The following is a 19,755-nucleotide window of genomic DNA, read 5'->3' on the forward strand; positions in this document are numbered from 1 at the left end:
CTACTCGTTACAGTCTAAGTAGGTGACACGCCCCATGACCTCAGCAGCGCTTTATCTCGACAACGCCGCGACCTCGTTTCCCAAACCGGCGTCGGTGACTGACGCCGTATGTGAATACATGACGCAAGTCGGTGCCAGTTCCGGTCGCGCCTATTACCAGGGGGCGGTTGAAGCGGGCAACACTTTGTTTGAGGTTCGTGAAAAGCTAGCGAGTCTTTGCGGGGTTAGCAATCCGATGCGTGCGGTGTTTAGCGCTTCGGCCACCGACGCACTGAATACCGCAATTCTCGGGTGTATCGAGCCAGGTGATCACGTGATTACCACTAGCTTTGAGCACAACAGCACGATTCGACCTTTGATGGCGCTCAAGCAACGCGGTGATATTGAGCTGAGTATTGTTGAGGCTGACGAGCAATTCGAGCTAAGCGAGGCGAGTCTGCGAGCCTGTGTGCAATCGAATACCAAAGCGCTGGTGTTCAACTGGGCGTCCAACGTATTTGGTACCTGCGCACCGCTATCAATGTTGGCGCGCTTTGCAAAGCACCAGGGCTTGATATCCATCTGCGATGCCTCCCAGGCCATGGGTGTGGTGCCGTTAGACATGGCGACCTTGGGTCTTGATCTTGTCGCTTTTCCAGCGCACAAAGGCTTGCTCGGGCCTATGGGGTTGGGGGTGTTGATGATCAACGACAGTTTTGACATCAAGCGCCTAAAACCTTTGACCTTCGGTGGCACCGGCAGCCGCTCAGACGATATTTGTCAACCGGATTTTCTGCCGGATAAGTACGAGAGTGGCACCCACAACATGCCAGCAATCGCTGGGTTAAACGCCGCCCTTGATGCGCTTAGCGAGTACGGTATTGAGCGAGTTTACGCGCACAAACGAGCGCTGACCGAGGCCTTTTATCTAGGCGCTAAGTCCATCGCTCGCTTGCAGACTTATGTGGATTGGGAACAGATTCAAACTGGCACCATCTCTTTTAATCTCGCGGGTGTCAGTTGCTCAGAGCTGGGTTTAGTTCTGGCAGAGCGCTATCGCATTCAAACTCGAGTTGGTTTGCATTGCTCACCGCTGGCTCATCGCAGCATGGGGACTTTTCCCGAAGGCGCGGTCCGGATCTCCTTTGGAATTTATACCACGCCAGCGTGTGTTGAACGATTAATCGCAGCGTTAAAAGAGGTAGCTGATGAGTAGTCATAGCGCGGTACTGTTTTTCTCCAACAACTACGCAATTTGGACCAACAAGCTGCTGCAAAAGCATCAGCTGGATTGTCGAATCATTCCAGTGCCAAGGCATTTGTCCTCTGACTGCGGCTACTGTGTTCGCATCGATACCGCTTTGCGTGATCAGGTAGTGAGCCTGATTGAATCCAAACAAATTGAGTACGACAGGGTTGCGACACTGAGCTAGGGTCAATGACGACACGGCGGCTGGTGTGTCGTCATTAGTGTCGACACAAGTCTCACAGCTCAATCTACACACTCGCGGTAAACGATAAAAAGCCAATAAAAACAGTGTTTTGAGTTTGCGAAATGGAGTTGGCATTGCTGTTGCAACCACAAGGTTACCAAGTGGAATTGGTACCGAAAAAAAAAGACGTCGATGATGCAAGTCGGCGACAACAACGAAAATTGGCCTAGCCGCCAAAACCAAACAAAAGCCATAGATGCAACCTAAGGAGGGTGTACATGGACAGCAATCCTTTTGACTCGTTATTGCCACCGGCAATGACCAAAAAAGCAGAAGATGTCGGGGTAGGAAAAGCCACCAAGAAACCGCTACAGGCGTTTTTCTTAGCCATGTCGGCGGGTGTCTTTATTTCAATCGCGTTTGTTTTTTATATCACGGTCACCACAGGCGCGGGCGATGCGCCGTGGGGAATGACCAAGTTTGTCGGTGGTCTGGCGTTTAGCCTAGGCCTTATTCTTGTCGTAATCTGTGGCGGTGAGCTATTTACCTCTACGGTGCTGACAGTGGTCGCGAGAGCGAGTAATCGCCTCACCAATGGTCAGTTAGCCAAGAACTGGACCACAGTATACCTAGGCAACTTTGTTGGTGCGCTGTTCTTCGTGGTTGTCATCTTCTTCGCTGGCCTGTACATGGGCAACGGCGGTGAATGGGGCATTAATGCCATGAAAGTCGCCCAGCACAAGATTCATCACAGCTTCATGCAAGCAGTGATTCTAGGCACCTTGTGTAACCTTTTGGTTTGTCTTGCGGTGTGGATGACTTTCTCTTGCCGTAGCAATACTGACAAGGTGTTGGTGATGATCCTTCCGGTCAGCATGTTTGTTGCATCAGGCTTTGAGCACAGTATCGCCAACATGTTTATGATCCCAACCGGCATCATGATTTATAACTTTGCGCCGCCAGAGTTCTGGACCATGACAGGTTACGAGGCAAGCCAATTTGCCGACCTTACCATGAGCAACTTTATTTTTGCCAACCTAATTCCCGTGACCATTGGTAACGTTATTGGCGGTGGTCTAATGGTTGGTTTCGCTTATTGGATGATCTATCGCAAACCTGAAATTGCTCTACAAAAATTGGCTCAGAGCAATGAAGAGCCTGTGAATGTAACCAAGCAAAGCGCAAGGTAATAATTCTACTAATAGGTTGCTCGAAATGTTTTCGAGCAACCTTTGTGAATATTTTAATAACCTTTTAAATACTTTTTATTAAATTTATTTTTTATTAAATTTTAATCAGGAAATATCCGTGAAAAAATTAATTGGCTTAATGGTAGCTGGGCTGCCTAATATCGCGTTTGCCCATGAAGGACATGGTGGTTTGGGACTATTTCACCATGCCTATGACATTCTTCCTTTATTAGTTGGCGTAGTTATTATCGCCGGTGTTTGGTACTGGAAAAGAGATAGTTAACGCTTTCTCTTTTAAATATTTCAGTTTGAAATAAGGCGCGACCAGTGTCCCATGTCACTGGCTATGATGGAGTTGTTATGACACTCGAGACAATCCGACTCACCGAATTTAGTCACGGCGCGGGCTGTGGCTGCAAGATCTCTCCCAAGGTTCTGACCAAAATACTGTCCTCGTCAGTTGCCGAATTTATCGACCCTAAGCTTTTAGTGGGCAATAGCAGCCGAGATGATGCCGCTGTTTATCAGTTGGATGACCACACAGGCATTGTTAGCACCACTGACTTTTTTATGCCGATAGTCGACGACCCATACACTTTTGGTCAAATCGCTGCCACTAATGCCATTAGTGATATTTACGCCATGGGCGCAAGCCCTTGTATGGCGCTGGCAATTCTGGGTTGGCCGGTATCTCGCCTTGCACCGGAAGTCGCGCAACAGGTCATTGAGGGCGGACGCCAAAAATGCGCTGAAGCTGGGATTATGCTGGCCGGTGGGCACAGCATTGATTCTGCTGAGCCGATATTTGGCTTAGCGGTGACCGGGCGAATTGCTCTAGAAAACTTGAAGCCTAACAACAGCGCTCAGGCCGGTGACCGACTTTACCTGACCAAGCCCTTGGGTGTTGGCATTCTATCAACCGCGCAAAAGAAAAAGCTGGCAACCACAGAGGACATTCAGCAAGCCATTAATGCCATGACCGAGCTCAACACCATAGGTGTGGAAATCGCGGAGGTTGCCGGGGTCAATGCGCTGACCGACGTAACAGGGTTTGGCTTAGCAGGTCATCTGATCGAAATGTGCCAAGGCGCAGGTCTCACGGCTCAGCTGGATTTCGACGCCATTGTACTAATGGACAACCTGGATAAATATCTCGAGCAAAACTGTGTTCCGGGGGGCACGCTGCGCAACTTTGACAGCTACGGCGAGTTGATTGCTCCGCTTAGCGACCGTCAAAAGCACATTCTTTGCGATCCTCAAACCAGCGGGGGATTGCTTGTCAGTGTGTCGGCCCAGCACGAGCCAGAATTACGCCAGCTGTTAGCCAAGCGCGGAATCACTCCTGTGTGTATTGGAGAACTCACCGCAGCGACCAAGTCACACGCAATTGAGTTGCGCTAGCGCACTGCCAAGCCGTGCTTGCTAGTGAATATTAGCGATTGAATTTGTTGAGTAATTTGAACTTGGTCATAAGCTACTAGCAGGTTTGCGACCAGGGTCAAAGAAGTGATTGGAAAGCTGGATATACTGAGTATCAGAGTGCGGAAGTAGATGAGGTCTGGTGGCCTTCTCGGTCTTCAAAACCGATGTGAGCCTAATAGGCTTTGGCAGGTTCGATTCCTGCCTCTTCCGCCAAATTCCCAGCGTGTCAGTGCCCATCGAAACATGCTTGATGGTTTCGCACTCACCATTGCAGAATCACTGCTCAACAAAATCACCGCTCAAAACATTTAACCCATTTTTAAGTCTTTAGACGGTGTTTGAGATATGCCAGCTTTTTGCTCCAATTGTTCGCCTCTGACCGACAAGCGCGAACTGCCCCACGCCCAGAGTTTCGCGGCTACGCCCGAGCGGCCGAAGAGTAAAGTCACTCGCCAGGGCAACTCGCAGGCGCGACTGCCGCAAATTGATAAGTTTCTCAGTCAAGATTTTATTCAGCCCTATGTGGCCAAGCTCAGCCGCCCTGTGGTGACTAACGCGGTGCGAGCGGTGTTTGCTGAGCTGCGCGCTGGCAAAGGCGCTATCTCGCTTGAGCCCGCAAAGGTCAATGATGCGGTGTGCGCTCGTTTAGATAAACTCATGCGAGTACGTCAGCAACGAGTGATCAACGCTACCGGGACTATCATTCACACGAATTTAGGCCGTTCGCCGATCCATCCAGACCTGTGGGAGGCGGCTAAGCAGACCAACACCCATTACTGCAATTTAGAACTAGCCTTAGCTGAGGGCAAACGAGGCCAACGCAAAGGCTTGTTGCCAACGCTGCTGCAAAGCCTTACCGGCGGCGAAGATGCGCTGGTGGTCAACAACAACGCTTGTTCTGTGTATCTGCTGTTGCTGGCGCTGGCACAGGGTAAGGAAGTGATTGTGTCTCGAGGCGAGCAGATTCAGATTGGTGGTGGGTTTAGGATCCCCGACATCTTAGCCATGTCCGGCGCCAAGTTGGTGGAGGTTGGCACCACCAATATCACCACCTGTGACGATTATCTCGATGCGATTACCGACAACACAGCCATGGTGTTAATGGTGCATCAATCCAACTTTGCTATTCGCGGCTTTACCCAGTCGGTAGATATTAAGGCACTAAGAGAGCGACTGCCCGAGGGGGTTGTACTCGCGGTCGACCAAGGCTCAGGCGTCAGCGATGAAGACTTTTGTCCGCAAGAAAAGAGCATAGTGCGTTATCTCAAGCAAGGTGCGGATCTGGTGTGCTTCTCAGGCGATAAAATTCTCGGCGGGCCGCAGGCGGGCATAGTGTGTGGTAGAGGCGACTTGATTCGCAAGTTAGAGACCAACCCCATGATGCGCGCTTTTCGTCCTGGTCGCATTATTCTGTCACTACTCGAAGAGCTGTTGATAGCCAAACTCAACCGTCAAGTATCAGGCCAAGGCGTCTCCCAGCGCATGCTTGCGCAACTGTCCGGTGCCCAGCGTCGAGCCGAGTCGTTGCAGCGCGAATTTCCACATCAGCTCGAAGCGATAGCCATGGACGCAGTAGTCGGCGGCGGCACTCTGCCTGATACCGACTACCCAGGCTTTGGTGTGGTGGTTAAGGGCAATCCTAAAGTCCTAAGCCGAACCCTACGCAACTGCCCAATCTCTGTGATTGGCGTGGTCAGCAAGGAGCGCTTTATGCTCAACCTGTCCAGCGTCAGTGATGACGATTTTGAGTTGCTGCGTGCTCAGCTGGCACCAATTCTAGATGGCGAACAACCGACTCAGGACAGTCAATAAAGGCGCTACAAAATGACTCAAGCTTCGATAACAGATTCCCAAAGCACAGCCTCAAGCGCGTCAGTGGTGGCGCTTGCTGGGCATGTTGATCACGGCAAAACGGCCTTGGTCTACGCCATGACAAGCATTATGACCGCGCGCCGCCACGAGCAAGCGTGCGGTATGACGCAAAATCTCGGTTTTGCCCATTTTCAAAGCGACCAGGGTAAAAGGATAGGGGTGATTGATGTGCCCGGGCACGAGCGCTATATCCGCAACATGGTCGCTGGCTTGTGGAGTATCGACTTGGTGCTGTTAGTGGTGGCAGCTAATGAAGGCTGGATGCCCATGACTCAGGCGCACTTAGAAGTCGCTGAGGCCATGAGCCAAGCCAGAGTCTTGGTGTGCATTACCAAGGCAGATCTGGTGGATGAGCAGCGATTGGCCGAGCTCGAGGATGAATGTTTGCAACGCGTGTTAGACACCTGCGAGCAAATTCCAGAGGTGATTTGCGTCAGCGCCCACACCGGCCAAAATATCGACTCTCTCAAGCGCTTGATTACCGATCAGTTGGCGTTGGATTGCGGCCAAGAGGTCTGCGAGCATGAGGAGCAGAGCACAACCGCGGCTGACCGCAATTGTCATCTGTATGTAGATCGAAGCTTTAGCGTCACTGGCGTAGGTACTGTGGTCACCGGAACTCTGGTCGGTGGTGAGTTGGCGGTGGGGGATAGAATGACCCTGCAGCCAAGCAAGCAACAGGTCAAGGTGCGAAACCTACAAAGCTACAATCGTCCCGTCGACCGCGTCAGCGGCAGCTGTCGTGTGGCGGTAGGCGTCAAGGGGGTTAACTATCGCTCTATCGGTCGCGGCGACTGTTTGACCACTTGTGCTGAATGGCAACGACCCGCTCGCGAGTTGGTGGTGCGTCTTAATCGTAGCAACACACGCTTGAAAAGCGCCCAGGTTGAAGTGGCCATTGGCAGTTGGAACGGATTGGCGCAAATGATTCCAATCAGTGACACTCAGCTGGTTCGTTTGCAGCTGCAACAGGATGTCAGTGGCTACTTTGGCCAACCCTTAGCCATCATTCAACAGGGCGGCAGCAAGCTGATAGCGGGTGGGCGAATCGTTTGGCTTGAGGCTACCCAAAGGTGGCAACGGCGCAGTTTGTACCGTTTGCTCAACCAACTGACGCGCGATTTTGATGCGCCTGATTACTATCGATTGCAGTTAGAGTTGCACGGACTGATCGATAAACAAAGCTATGACCCAACTCAGGCGTCAGAACTGGCAAAAGCCTTGCCATTGATTGAAACGGCAAGCCACTATCTGTTGCAAAGCACGGTAGAACAAGCCCAATCGCAAATTGCGACATTACTGGCGCAACCGGCGGCGGCGATCTCTACCGTTGAGTTTTGCAGTCGTCTCAGACTCGACAAGGTCATCGTCGAACAAGCCTTGCAACAGTTAAAGCAAGACGGTGAGATTCATCTGAGTTATCAAACCTGGGTGGCGGGCCAAGGGCAAAGCGAGGACGATTTGTGTCCGTCGAGCCAAGCCTTGTTGACCAAGGTAAGACAGGCCGAACGCACGGGTGTTGTCGCGGACAAGGAGTTAATTGGCTTGGATAAAAAGCTGATTAAAAACCTCGCCCGACTCAAATATGTCACCTTGTTAGATGACAGCATTTATTACGACTCCCAGTTGTACGACCAACTGGTGCAAGACGTTTTAGCGGATTGTCGAGTGAATCAACGCTTGTCGATGGCACACATAAAAGACCGTAGCCAACTCAGTCGCAAATACTCCATTCCGCTGGCTAATCGCATGGAGCGAGATGGCTGGGTGAGACGGGTGGAAAACGATCGAGTGGTACTCAAGTGCTTATAGCACTTCTGCCAAACTCTCACTGACCGACTCCTTCAAATTGCCTTGTGGATGACAGGGCGACAAGCCGATGTGCGATGCGCATCGGCACCGTCATTCTAAGGGCCATTTCTCAACTCAAAACAACAAGTGTCATCGGCTTTCGATGGCTGTCGACACTAGTGTCGAAAGGCTCCATTTCGACACCAAAATCCCCTTATTAAAACGCCAAAACGTCAAATCTTTTCAACTTGTCGCCAAAAAATAATTCAATAGAAACAATGAGTTGTAGTCTTTCTTGCCAGAAGTGTGAAGCTGGTTTTCAGACTTGGTGCGCAACTTGTAATAGACACTGCAAGTACTGCAATAGATTAAGGCTAAATATGAATAGTTTTCTCATTGCAGATCCTACGCAGTGTATTGGATGCGGGACATGCATGGCAGCGTGTTCTTCAGTGCATAAGGCGAAAGGACTGCAATCCAAACCTAGATTGACCGTCATGCGGCACGGCAGTGCAACCGCACCTGTCATGTGTCGACATTGCGAAGACGCTCCATGTGCCACTGTCTGCCCTGTTAATGCCATTACCCAGAAAGACGGTATGGTTCATCTGAACGAAACCAACTGCGTGGGTTGCACCTTGTGTGCGATTGCTTGCCCATTCGGCGCAATTTCGCTCGATGGCAGTCGTCCGATTGGGCTGGCCAACAGCTACGACGTCCACATTCCATCCAATATTCACTCCAGCAACCCGTCAACCTCGACACCGAGCTGTTTTGGTAAAGACATTCTGGCTTGGGAGCCTGGCGTTAAGAGCATCGCTATCAAATGCGACCTTTGCCAGAGCAACCCTGAGGGCCCAGCTTGTGCTGCTGCTTGTCCAACTCAGGCGATCTTCTTCGCCAACGAGAAGCAAGTCGCTGGTGCGGCGAAGAGCAAGCGCGAGCAAGCGGCTTGCAGTGGCGCGGACATCAACTTGCTAGGCAATCAAAACGGTGCAAGCAGCGCCGAGTTGCGCGCCAAGCTAAACAAGGAGAACAGTCATGACCTCGCTTGATTGGTTACTCTTATCTGTCTTGTTATACATAGGTGCCGCGTTCGGCTCTTTGTTGTTTTACAAGCAAGAGTCTATCGCTACTAAGTTATCCGGTTTAGTCGGCGCAGCGGCGGGTGTCGCAGGTGTTATTGCCGCGCTACCTACCCTGTTATCCGGTGATGTCATTGTTAAGTCGGTTTACAGTCCGTTTTACTTCTCTGACTTTGTGATTCGCCTAGATCCGCTATCAGCTTTCATGCTGATGGTGATTTCTCTGCTGGTGGTTGCGACCTCGATTTACTCCATTTCCTACATGAAGGAGTACTTCAACAAGGGCGCGTGGGCCATGGGCTTCTTCATGAATAGCTTTATCGCTTCCATGGTTGCTCTGGTGGTTTGCGACAACGCCTTCTACTTCATTGTCTTTTTCGAAATGATGTCGCTAGCCTCTTACTTCTTGGTTATCGCTGAGCAAAACGAAAAAGGCGTTCGCGCAGGTTTACAGTACTTTTTGATTGCGCATGCTGGCTCAGTGCTGATCATGATTGCTTTCTACATTCTGTACCGCGAAACCGGCAGTCTGAACTTTGCGGACTTTGCCAACGCTCAGCTGACTGACGCTCAAGCATCGGCAGTCTTCTTGCTAGCCTTCTTCGGCTTCGGCGCGAAAGCCGGCATGATTACCTTGCACGGCTGGCTACCGCAAGCTCACCCCGCAGCACCGTCACACGCATCGGCAATGATGTCAGGTGTCATGGTCAAAATTGGTGTGTTTGGCATCATCAAAGTCAGCATCGACTTCTTGGGTGCTGAGTTGGCCTGGTGGGGTTACTTGGTACTTGCCTTTGGTTGTGTGTCTTCTGTATTGGGCGTGCTTTACGCACTGGCAGAGCACGACATCAAGCGCCTGTTGGCTTACCACACGGTTGAGAATGTCGGCATCATCCTGATTGGCGTGGGTATTGGCATGATTGGTATTGCCAAAGACATGCCTGTGCTAGCGACTTTGGGCCTGCTAGGCGGTTTGTATCACCTACTAAACCACGCGGTGTTTAAAGGACTGCTTTTCTTAGGTGCTGGCTCGATAATTTATCGCGTGCACACCAAGGACATGGAAAAAATGGGTGGCTTGGCCAAGCTAATGCCGCTAACCGCGATTGCCTTCTTGATCGGTACCATGGCGATTTCTGCACTACCACCGCTTAACGGTTTCGTCAGTGAGTGGTTTATCTACCAATCGCTGCTGACCATGAGCCGCGAAGGTGGTGTTGCCATGCAAAGTGCGGCACCAATTGCTGTCGTCATGCTGGCGATTACCGGTGCTCTGGCTTGTATGTGCTTCGTTAAAGTGTTCGGTATCTGCTTTACCGGCGGTGCTCGCAGTGAGCAAGCGACTAAGGCCACTGAAGTGCCACTGAGCATGACCTTCGGTACCGGCAGCTTGGCGCTACTGTGTATCGTACTGGGCGTGGCTTCACCTTGGATTGCTCCTGTGATTTCTGGAGTTTCCAGCGCGCTAGTCGACACTCAAGTGCTGAACGTGACTCAAGGCATGGCGCTTATCCCAAGCGACCCAAGCCAAGCCATTCTATCCACTCCGGTTATCACCATTGCTCTGGGCGCACTCTTTTTGGTGCCAATTGCCATTCTGGCGATTTTCAAAGGACCGAAGTTGGCCAACCGCGACGGCGGCGATCCTTGGGCTTGTGGCTATGGCTACGAAAACAAGATGTCGGTATCCGCTGGTGGCTTCACCCAACCGCTGCGCTCTATGTTTGCGCCTTTGTACCGAATCCGCAAACAAATCGACCCTGCACCTTTGATGGCCAAATCTTTGGCTAGCACGACTCGAGGCGCCAGTTCGATAGAGCCGCAATTCGACAACAAGATCATTCTACCCACGCTGGGCCTTGTGAAGCGCATAGGTCGATGGGTTGGGCATCTGCAGTTTGGTGATTTCCGTGCTTACTGCATGTATATCATCATCGCTCTGCTGGTGCTGCTTTTCGTTCCACTTAACATGGGGGTGAGCTAATGCAAGCGTTAGAAATGCCAAGTCCTGAATGGATTGCTTTAGCACTGATTCAGGCATTGATGATGGTGGCCTTGGCTCCCATGGCAACCGGTTTTACGCGTGTCTTGCGCGCCAAGATGCACTCGCGTAAAGGCCCTGGTCTGCTTCAGGACTACCGCGATATTGCCAAACTACTGCGCCGCCAAGAGGTAGCGCCAAACTCGTCCGGGCTAGTGTTCAAGGTCATGCCTTTGGTGCTGATGTCGACCATGTTGTTGGTTGGTATGGCACTGCCGACAGTGACCAACAGCTCGCCGTTCCCAATTGCTGGTGATGTCATCACAGATATCTATCTGTTTGCCATCTTCCGCTTCTTCTTCGCGTTGTCGGGGTTGGATTCGGGCAGCATGTTCGCCGGTGTTGGCTCAGGCCGTGAATTGACCTTAGGGGTCTTAGTAGAACCCATTCTAATGTTGTCGATTTTCACCATGGCACTGTCTGCCGGTACTTTCGACTTGGGTTACATCAGTACCTTCATGGCCACTCAAGAGTGGGCGGTTCCTGGTGCTGTGCTACTGGCCGGCGCTGCTTGTGCCTTTGCGGTGTTTATCGAAATGGGCAAGCTGCCATTTGATAGCGCTGAAGCTGAGCAAGAGTTGCAAGAAGGCCCGCTAACCGAGTACTCAGGTGCTGGTTTTGCCATGGTCAAACTGGCCTTGGGTCTGAAGCAACTGGTGGTTGCGCAGCTGTTCCTAGCGATTTTCATTCCCTTTGGCAAAGCGGCCGAGCTGAGTTTCAGCGGTGTGCTGATGGCCACGCCAATTCTTCTGGCCAAGCTATTCGTGGTGTTCCTCATCGCAGGTGTGATTGAAAACAGTGTTGCGCGGACTCGTTTCCTCAAAACACATCATCTCACTTGGGTTGGATTTGGCATCGCTGTGCTTGGCTTCATTTTCTACATTATTGGCCTATAGGGAGCGAGCACAATGACGTTAGAAACACTTGCTTTACTCACTATCTTAGCGCCTTTCGTCGGTGCGATACTCACGGTGCTGGTCCCTAGCGACACAGCCAAGTGGGTGTGTCAGTTCTTCGCTGGTATCGCATCGGTCGCGGCCATTGGATTGGCGGCCACCTTGTTAGGTGGCGACCAAGCCAGCATCCACTACTCCCTGATTTCGATTGGCGATGTAGAACTGTTTGGTTTGACGGTAGATAAGGTCAGCACGCTAATCACAGTCGCTGTGGTGGTGTTGGGTTTGCTGGTTACCATGTACTCCTTGGGGTATATGTCGCAAGGCAACCGCGAGCATCCGCACACGGGCCTACCACGCTACTACGCCTTCTTGCTGATTTTCATCGGCGCCATGGCAGGCTTGGTATTGTCATCGACCGTTCTTGGCCAGTTGTTCTTCTTTGAGATAACCGGTGCCTGTTCTTGGTCGCTGATTGGTTACTACCAGTCCTCTAAGTCGCTAAAAGCAGCGCTAAAGGCACTGTTGGTCACTCACGTCGGCTCTATCGGCTTGTTCATTGCAGCGGCGCTGGTGTTCACCAATACCGGTACCTTTGCGGTTAGCGCGTTGGCCAGCCTAGATGAGTCCACTAAAACTCTGGTATTCCTGGGTATTTTGTTTGCCGCTTGGGCTAAGTCTGCTCAGTTGCCATTACACATGTGGCTACCAGATGCGATGAACGCACCGACCCCAGTCAGTGCTTACCTACACGCAGCCTCTATGGTTAAAGTGGGTGTGTACATCTTCGCTCGCGCCATCATGGAAGGCGGCGATATTCCTGAGATCATCGGTATTGTTGGTGTCGTTGGCTCCATCATTACTCTGATTTACGGCTTCGTGATGTACTTGCCGCAAACCGACATGAAGCGTTTGCTGGCCTACTCAACCATCACTCAACTGGCTTACATCTTCTTGGCATTGTCGCTGTCGGTGTTTGGCTCTCAGTTGGCCTTTGAAGGTGGTATTACTTACATCTTCAACCACGCCTTCGCCAAGAGCTTGTTCTTCTTAGTCGCTGGCGCCTTTAGCTACAGCATGGGCACTCGCTTGCTGCCTCAACTCAAAGGAGTTGTGAAGAAATCGCCACTGTTGGCGGTGGGCTTTTGCGTTGCCGCGCTAGCCATTACTGGTGTGCCGCCATTTAACGGCTTTTTTAGCAAGTTCCCGTTGTTTGCCGCTGGCTTTGAACTAACCGCCACTCACACCTGGCTAATGCCAATCATGATTCTGGCTTTGATTGAATCGGTCGCCAGCTTTGGCTGGATTTTGTACTGGTTCGGTAAGTCGGTCATCGGCGAGCCATCTGAGCAAGTGGAATCGGCTAAGCCACTGCCTGCGTCCATGACTGTCGTGATCCTTGTGCTGATTGTCATGTCGCTGTGTTCCAGCGTAATTGCCGCCAATTGGCTGGTGTAGCTGAGTTGAGGAAGAATGTATGAATCCCGATATTTTAATCAATAACCTGGCCGGCCTGCTCATCATCACCAGTGTGATGGTGATCGGCGCCAAAAAGGCCAAATCCGCTGCGATCCTCTACTCAGTGCAATCGCTAGTGCTGGTACTGACATTCTTGGCAATTGCCAAGAGTGTCGATGCTACCGAGCTATACCACTGGTCGATGACGGCATTTGTCACCAAAGTTATCGCGCTACCGGCAATCTTGTACATCGCTTTGAGCAAAATGAGCGACCCAAGCGCCGATCGCCCTGTGTTGCACCTGGGTTGGTTAATTCCCATCGCCGGCTTGATTACCGTGACTTGCTACTTTGCAGTCGAGTCGGTGTCACTGCCACTAGTGGCTCACCTTAAACCCGCGCTAGCGGTTGCCGTTGGCCACTTTTTCTTAGGTCTATTGTGCATCGTCAGCCAGCGAAACATCCTCAAGCAGTTGTTTGGTTACTGCTTGATGGAAAACGGTTCGTCACTGGTACTGGCATTGCTGGCCAACAAGGCGCCGGGATTAGTTGAAGTGGGTATTACCACAGACGCTGTGTTTGCCGTGCTGTTCATGGTGATTTTGGCTCGTCAAATCTATCAGAAGTTGAACACCTTAGACGTGAATCAACTGAATCAACTTAAGGGGTAATCACGATGTCTCCATCCGATATGTTGCTGTTGCTACTGTCGACGCCCTTAATCGCGTCAGTGGTCTCCTTTGCAACCGTTAAAAGCGGAAAAGGCGCTCGCTCACTGGCGATTGGCTGTCACGCCTTATCAATGGTCGCAATCTGCGTCTTGTCCTTTGCACTGGCCAAAACCGCTTTCTTTGACGGCGCGATTCTGGCGCAAAATAACTGGCTCTACATCGATGGCCTGTCAGGCTTGTTCTTGGCGGTGCTTGGTCTGGTATCTCTGCTCACGGGCATGTACTCCATTGGTTACATCAACCACGAGTACAAACACGGTGAGTTGTCGGGTGAAAAGGTCTCGCTTTATTACGGCCTGTTCAACCTGTTCATCGCCTCTATGCTAGTCGCGGTAACGGCCAACAACGTCATCATGATGTGGATTGCGATTGAAGCTACCACTATCTGCTCTGTGTTCTTGGTTGGCCTTTACGGTCAGCGCTCGTCGCTCGAAGCGGCTTGGAAGTACATTGTGATTTGTACTGTGGGATTGGCCTTTGGTTTGTTTGGTTCGATTCTGACCTACGCCAATGCCAGTGCGGTATTGGCCGACCCAACCAACGCCATCTTCTGGACCGAAATTCACCAGAACGCGCAGGCCCTGGATACTAGCCTTGTGCACCTTGCCTTTGTGTTCGTGCTGATTGGTTTTGGTACCAAAGTAGGCTTGTTCCCAATGCACGCTTGGTTGCCAGACGCTCACTCTGAGGCGCCAAGCCCAGTCAGTGCGCTGCTATCTGCAGGCCTGCTGAATTGTGCCCTGTTGATTGTACTGCGCTACTACATCATCACCGCCAAGTCGATTGGACCGGCATTCCCGCAAACTCTGTTGCTGATCTTCGGCTTTATGTCGGTGGCAGTGGCTGCGTTCTACATCATCACTCAACGCGATATCAAGCGCCTGTTGGCTTACTCAAGTGTCGAGAACATGGGCCTGATTACGCTGGCGATTGCTCTGGGTCCTTTGGGTGTTATCGCGGGTCTATTGCACGTGATTAACCACAGCTTGGCCAAGACTCTGATGTTCTGCGGCGCCGGTAACATTCTATTGAAGTACGGCACCCGCGACATCGGTATCGTTAAGGGCATTTTGCGAGTGGCCCCTCTGACCGGTGTGTTAGTAGTGGTTGGCGCGCTAGCCCTAGGTGGCGTACCACCGTTTAGCATCTTTGTCAGCGAATTCACCATGGTGACCGCGGCCATTGGCGCCGATCGCATCTGGTTTGCCATTTTGCTGCTGTTGCTTCTGACCGTTGTACTCGGCGGTTTGGCCTACATGGCGGCGCAATGTGTGATGGGCGAGAAGCCAGAACAAGTAGAACGAGGCGAGCTGGGCTTTATGACCTTAGCGCCAATGGCCGCCATCGTAGTGATGTTGGTGATTATGGGTACCGCAATCCCTGCATCTGCATTGAAAGGCGTTGACAGCGCAGCACTTGTCATCCTCGACAGCCAAGAGTCCAGCGTAATGAACTCGCTGAACCTGCCGTTCGAGTCTTTAAATGAAAATCAGCAACAGGCCAAGGCCGATATCGCTGAATTACCGTTAGCGCAGAAATAAGCGAGGAAATCCTGTGGATTTAAATACAAATTATCAAAGCAGCGATGCCACTAACGAAGGGATTCAATCCAGCTCGTTCAGTCACGCGAGCTACGCCAGAAAGGACAAAATTGGCTATGGCTACGTGGCCGGTGTTCATCACTTTTTCCCGTCAGCCATCATCGATGAAGAGTGGCAAGCGGAAAATCAGGTAACCATTACGGTAAAACCAACCTCGCTTATCGAAGTCATGAAATGGCTGTACTTTGAGCAAGGTGGCTGGCTGGCGGTGTCGTTTGGTAACGACGAGCGCAGCATCAACGGCAACTTCGCGGTCTACCACGCACTGTCGATGGAAGGCGAAGTGAAAAGCTGGGTGACGGTGAAAATCCTAGTGGACCCTGTGACTCAAGAGTTCCCATCGATTACTCCACACCTGCCAGCAGCGGTTTGGGGTGAGCGCGAAGTGCGTGACATGTACGGTTTGAGACCAGTGGGCTTGCCGGATGAGCGTCGCTTGGTATTGCCGGACGATTGGCCAGAAGACCTACACCCATTGCGCAAAGACGCGATGGACTACCGTCAACGTCCGATGCCGACCACTGAAGATGAGACCTATCCGTTTGACAATCAACTGGGCGATGACTCCAACCGCATCGTACCGGTTGGTCCGCTGCACGTAACCTCGGATGAGCCAGGTCACTTTAGACTGTTTGTCGACGGCGAAGACATTGTCGATGCTGATTACCGTATGTTTTACGTCCATCGCGGCATGGAAAAACTCGCCGAAACTCGCATGGGCTACAACGAAGTCGCCTTCCTGACCGACCGAGTGTGCGGCATTTGCGGTTACACCCACAGCGTGGGTTATAGCAATAGTGTCGAAAACGCCCTTGGGATTGAGGTGCCAGAGCGCGCCAAGATGATCCGCACCGTGTTGCTTGAGGTGGAGCGTCTGCACTCGCATCTACTTAACATCGGCCTATCCAGTCACTTCGTTGGTTTTGACACCGGCTTTATGCAGTTCTTCAGGGTTCGTGAGAAGACCATGGAGCTGGCAGAGCTGCTCACCGGTGCTCGTAAAACTTACGGCTTGAACTTAATTGGCGGTGTGCGCCGAGACATTCTGGCCACTCAACGCTCACAAGCGATTAAGATTGTTCGCGAAGTTCGCCGTGAGTTTGAAGAAATCGTCGACTTCCTGCTGGCCACTCCTAATCTGGAAAGCCGCATCAATGGCGTGGGCGTGTTGGATAGAGAAGTGGCGCGCAACTACAGCCCAGTAGGACCGACTGTGCGTGGTGCCGGCTTTGATCGCGATGCGCGTACCGTTCATGCCAAGTCACTTGAAGCCTACGGCAAAATGCCAATGTCGCTGCAAAAAGCCGACACGGGTGATGTCGCCGCTCGAGTAGTTATCCGCATTCAAGAGGTATACGACTCACTCAATATGGTGGAGTGGGGCCTAGATAACCTGGCGGCTGGCAAACTGCTAGTAGAAGGCTTTGACTATCAACCAAACAAGTTTGCTCTGGGCTTTACCGAAGCGCCGCGTGGCGAGAACGTCCACTGGAGCATGACCGGCGACAATCAGAAGCTGTACCGCTGGCGCTGCCGTGCGGCCACGTATGCCAACTGGCCTGTGTTGCGCTACATGCTTCGCGGTAACACAGTCTCTGACGCACCACTGATCATCGGCAGTCTTGACCCTTGTTACTCCTGTACTGACCGAGTCACCATCGTCGACAAGCGCAAGAACAAGTCGAAAACCGTGTCTTACAAAGAGTTTGAGCGCTACAGCATCGAGCGCAAGAACTCGCCATTTAAGTAGGGAGGCAGCATGTTTAAATTACTAAAAACCATTGCTAAAGCCGGTGAGTCAACCGCTAAGTATCCCTTTGCTCCTTACCCGGTAAGCGACGATTTTCGCGGAAAACCCGAGTACCAGCCAAAGCAGTGCATCAGCTGCGCGGCCTGTACTCGAGCTTGTCCAGCGAACGCGCTGATCATGGAAACCAATACCGCGGATAACAGCCGTCGTTGGCAGCTGAGCCTGGCGCGCTGCATCTATTGTGGCCGTTGTGAAGAGGTTTGCCCGACCGGCGCTATTAAGCTGTCACAAGACTTTGAACTCGCGGTGGGTAACAAAGCGGATTTGTACCAAGAGGCGGTGTTTGAACTGTCCTCTTGTGTGCAGTGTGGCGTGGCGTTTGCGCCACAAAAAGCGGTTAAGTACGCTCTGGACTTGTTAGTCCAAGCGGGTTTGCCTACAGAACAGCTAGAGAGCCGCACACAGCAACTGAACACCTGTCCAGAGTGCCGTCGCAAAGCCAATATGCTCGAAGGCGATGGACTTATGCAGCGCAATACCATGAGCCAGGAGACTGTCAATGAAAGGAATTAAGCAAATTGTTGGCAATGACCACACGCAAACCGTACCGGTAGAGGTGGATGAGCAGCTAGTTAAGATGAAAGGCACGCTGCTCAACGACATCAAGCGCTCTGCTTATGTTTACCGAGTGGATTGCGGCGGTTGTAACGCCTGTGAAATTGAGATCTTTGGTGCTATTACGCCTGTGTTTGACGCCGAGCGATTTGGTATCAAAGTAGTGGCATCACCGCGCCATGCAGACATTCTGCTATACACAGGCGCGGTCACTCGCTCCATGCGAATGCCTGCGTTGCGCGCCTATGAAGCGGCTCCGGACCCTAAAATTGTGGTGTCTTACGGTGCCTGTGGTAACGATGGTGGTATCTTCCACGACCTTTACTGTGTCTGGGGCGGAACCGACAAGATTGTTCCTGTGGACGTTTATATTCCCGGCTGTCCTCCAACCCCCGCGGCGACCATTTATGGCTTTGCGGTGGCGCTTGGGCTACTGGACCAAAAGCTCAAAGCCGAGCACCACACTGAGCAACCTGGCGAAGTCGCGACGCTTAAGCACACGGGGATCCCGCTGGAGATCAAGACCTTAATCGAACGCGAAGCGCGTCGCTTTGCCGGTTATCGCTATGGCCAAGACATTGCTGATGAGTTTATGGAAGTGCTTGCCAGCGCTGATCCAGACAATGTTGATGCCAAGATCCGCGCTTACTTGGACGACAAGAAAGATCCGCGTTTAAGCGAAATCATAACCAGCATCAACAGTTCTGTGTTGGCACGCATGGGTCAGCCGAGTTCGATGGCCGAAGCGGTTGAAGCCAGTTAAGGGGATTGCCAATGTCGGATAAGGTATTGTTCTACGCCTTGAGTCGCAAGTTTGTCGACGAGCAAACCGATGTGCCCGAGGAAGCCAAGCAAGTGATGTACTATGGCCTCGCCATAGGCCATCACTTGGGCATCGTCGATTGCTTAAAGGCGGTCATTACCTGCTCGCGAGACGAGTACAAAACTTGGCTGGAAGCCCTGCCTGAGGGCGGCACGGCTAGACGCAAGATGGAAGGCTTTTTCAGGTTTGGAGAAATCACCATTTTTCCTGAGCACATCCATATGTTGGCCAATGCGTTTGAAGCCGCTCTGGCCAAGCAGTCGAGCCAATACCAAAAGCTGAGTCGCGATTTTATCGATGCCCTGGGCAAGATTTATCGCGAGCCTGATATGTACATAATGGTGCGAGAGAGGTAACCATGTCTAATCACGATCAACAACAAGAGCGCTCACCCAAAGCGAAAAATGTACTGCTTGCCGTGGGCAATAGCATGATGGGTGATGACGGCGCCGGGCCTTTGTTAGCTGAGCTATTGGATGCCCAGCCCATCGACGATTGGGTCGCGGTAGATGGCGGCAGCGCACCGGAAAACTGTGTGCATCAAATTCGTCAGTTGCAACCTGAGCGAGTGATTGTGTTTGATGCCGCTGAAATCGGTGAGCAGGCTGGTGAGGTACGGGTTATCGACCCAGACGCGATTGCCGACATGTTCATCATGTCGACTCACAGCCTGCCGCTCAATTTCCTTATTGATGACTTAAAGACCTTTGTACCGGAAGTTCAGTTTGTCGGTGTGCAGCCAGCGATTGTGGCTTTCTCTTTCCCCATGACTGAGATGGTTACCAAAGCGGTGGAAGGCTTGTATCAAAGACTGCCCACCTGGGAGGGCAACGGCGGTTACGCGACCATCTGATATTCGACTCACTGCTATTTGACACAATTTGGTGGCGAGCTGCTTTGGCAGTCTCGCCACTTTTTTTGTCTGGAGTTTTGTTGGTTGGGAGTGTCGAAGCCGTGTCGACACCTGTGACGACACTCGCTGAAAAATTCGTCACAACACTTGTGTATTGCAAACAATTACCGTCTAGCAATTCTGTTAATTGTCTGTTTTTATTGGTTTTTATTTTTT

18 protein-coding genes and 1 tRNA gene are annotated in these 19,755 nt (G+C 51.8%); all 19 read left to right on the forward strand.

Features of this window, described 5'->3' with window-relative positions:
* Positions 1-34: 34 nt before the first annotated feature.
* Positions 35-1,195: an aminotransferase class V-fold PLP-dependent enzyme gene (locus CLC93_RS04870; RefSeq protein ID WP_095504826.1), complete on the forward strand. Its 1,161-nt coding sequence runs from the start codon at positions 35-37 to the stop codon at positions 1,193-1,195.
* Positions 1,188-1,412 carry a putative Se/S carrier protein gene (locus CLC93_RS04875; protein WP_095504827.1) on the forward strand — a complete coding sequence of 75 codons (225 nt, stop codon included), beginning with the start codon at positions 1,188-1,190 and terminating at the stop codon, positions 1,410-1,412. The genes CLC93_RS04870 and CLC93_RS04875 overlap by 8 nt, the downstream gene beginning before the upstream one ends.
* Positions 1,413-1,690: 278 nt before the next feature.
* Positions 1,691-2,602 carry a formate transporter FocA gene (focA, locus tag CLC93_RS04880; RefSeq protein ID WP_095504828.1) on the forward strand — a complete coding sequence of 304 codons (912 nt, stop codon included), beginning with the start codon at positions 1,691-1,693 and terminating at the stop codon, positions 2,600-2,602.
* A gap of 118 nt (positions 2,603-2,720) precedes the next feature.
* On the forward strand, positions 2,721-2,885 hold the full coding sequence (locus tag CLC93_RS17705) for a hypothetical protein (RefSeq protein ID WP_169902818.1): 165 nt from the start codon (positions 2,721-2,723) through the stop codon (positions 2,883-2,885).
* Positions 2,886-2,962: 77 nt separating this feature from the next.
* Positions 2,963-4,003, forward strand: coding sequence for a selenide, water dikinase SelD (gene selD / locus CLC93_RS04885; protein WP_095504829.1), 1,041 nt, complete (start codon positions 2,963-2,965; stop codon positions 4,001-4,003).
* Positions 4,004-4,145: 142 nt separating this feature from the next.
* Positions 4,146-4,237: transfer RNA gene (locus CLC93_RS04890), tRNA-Sec, on the forward strand.
* Between the two features lie 132 nt (positions 4,238-4,369).
* The gene (selA, locus tag CLC93_RS04895) at positions 4,370-5,836 is read left to right on the forward strand and encodes an L-seryl-tRNA(Sec) selenium transferase (protein ID WP_095504830.1); all 1,467 of its coding nucleotides are present in this window, start codon (positions 4,370-4,372) and stop codon (positions 5,834-5,836) included.
* Positions 5,837-5,848: 12 nt separating this feature from the next.
* On the forward strand, positions 5,849-7,708 hold the full coding sequence (selB, locus tag CLC93_RS04900; RefSeq protein WP_095504831.1) for a selenocysteine-specific translation elongation factor: 1,860 nt from the start codon (positions 5,849-5,851) through the stop codon (positions 7,706-7,708).
* 413 nt (positions 7,709-8,121) lie between these two features.
* Complete coding sequence (locus tag CLC93_RS04905) at positions 8,122-8,742, forward strand: 4Fe-4S dicluster domain-containing protein (protein ID WP_245837083.1); 621 nt, start codon at positions 8,122-8,124, stop codon at positions 8,740-8,742.
* A complete protein-coding gene (gene hyfB, locus CLC93_RS04910; protein WP_095504833.1) occupies positions 8,729-10,756 on the forward strand; it encodes a hydrogenase 4 subunit B in 2,028 nt (675 codons plus the stop codon). Before CLC93_RS04905 ends, hyfB begins: the two co-directional genes overlap by 14 nt.
* Positions 10,756-11,709 (forward strand): respiratory chain complex I subunit 1 family protein, encoded by a 954-nt coding sequence (locus CLC93_RS04915; RefSeq protein WP_095504834.1) that lies wholly within the window; start codon positions 10,756-10,758, stop codon positions 11,707-11,709. The genes hyfB and CLC93_RS04915 overlap by 1 nt, the downstream gene beginning before the upstream one ends.
* Positions 11,710-11,721: 12 nt before the next feature.
* Positions 11,722-13,167, forward strand: coding sequence for a hydrogenase 4 subunit D (locus CLC93_RS04920; RefSeq protein WP_095504835.1), 1,446 nt, complete (start codon positions 11,722-11,724; stop codon positions 13,165-13,167).
* 19 nt (positions 13,168-13,186) lie between these two features.
* The gene (gene hyfE, locus CLC93_RS04925; RefSeq protein WP_095504836.1) at positions 13,187-13,837 is read left to right on the forward strand and encodes a hydrogenase 4 membrane subunit; all 651 of its coding nucleotides are present in this window, start codon (positions 13,187-13,189) and stop codon (positions 13,835-13,837) included.
* Positions 13,838-13,842: 5 nt separating this feature from the next.
* Positions 13,843-15,438 carry a hydrogenase 4 subunit F gene (locus CLC93_RS04930; RefSeq protein WP_095504837.1) on the forward strand — a complete coding sequence of 532 codons (1,596 nt, stop codon included), beginning with the start codon at positions 13,843-13,845 and terminating at the stop codon, positions 15,436-15,438.
* 13 nt (positions 15,439-15,451) lie between these two features.
* Positions 15,452-17,248 (forward strand): hydrogenase large subunit, encoded by a 1,797-nt coding sequence (locus tag CLC93_RS04935; RefSeq protein WP_281254652.1) that lies wholly within the window; start codon positions 15,452-15,454, stop codon positions 17,246-17,248.
* Positions 17,249-17,257: 9 nt separating this feature from the next.
* Positions 17,258-17,821, forward strand: coding sequence for a formate hydrogenlyase complex iron-sulfur subunit (locus CLC93_RS04940; RefSeq protein ID WP_095504838.1), 564 nt, complete (start codon positions 17,258-17,260; stop codon positions 17,819-17,821).
* Positions 17,808-18,626, forward strand: a complete 819-nt coding sequence (locus CLC93_RS04945; RefSeq protein WP_095504839.1) for an NADH-quinone oxidoreductase subunit B family protein — start codon at positions 17,808-17,810, stop codon at positions 18,624-18,626. Before CLC93_RS04940 ends, CLC93_RS04945 begins: the two co-directional genes overlap by 14 nt.
* Positions 18,627-18,637: 11 nt before the next feature.
* Entirely contained in the window at positions 18,638-19,042 is a 405-nt protein-coding gene (locus tag CLC93_RS04950) for a formate hydrogenlyase maturation HycH family protein (RefSeq protein ID WP_095504840.1), read from the forward strand.
* A gap of 2 nt (positions 19,043-19,044) precedes the next feature.
* Positions 19,045-19,539: a hydrogenase maturation peptidase HycI gene (gene hycI / locus CLC93_RS04955; RefSeq protein WP_095504841.1), complete on the forward strand. Its 495-nt coding sequence runs from the start codon at positions 19,045-19,047 to the stop codon at positions 19,537-19,539.
* Positions 19,540-19,755: the final 216 nt, after the last annotated feature.

Source organism: Paraferrimonas sedimenticola (assembly GCF_002282855.1).
Taxonomy (GTDB): Bacteria; Pseudomonadota; Gammaproteobacteria; order Enterobacterales; family Shewanellaceae; genus Paraferrimonas; species Paraferrimonas sedimenticola.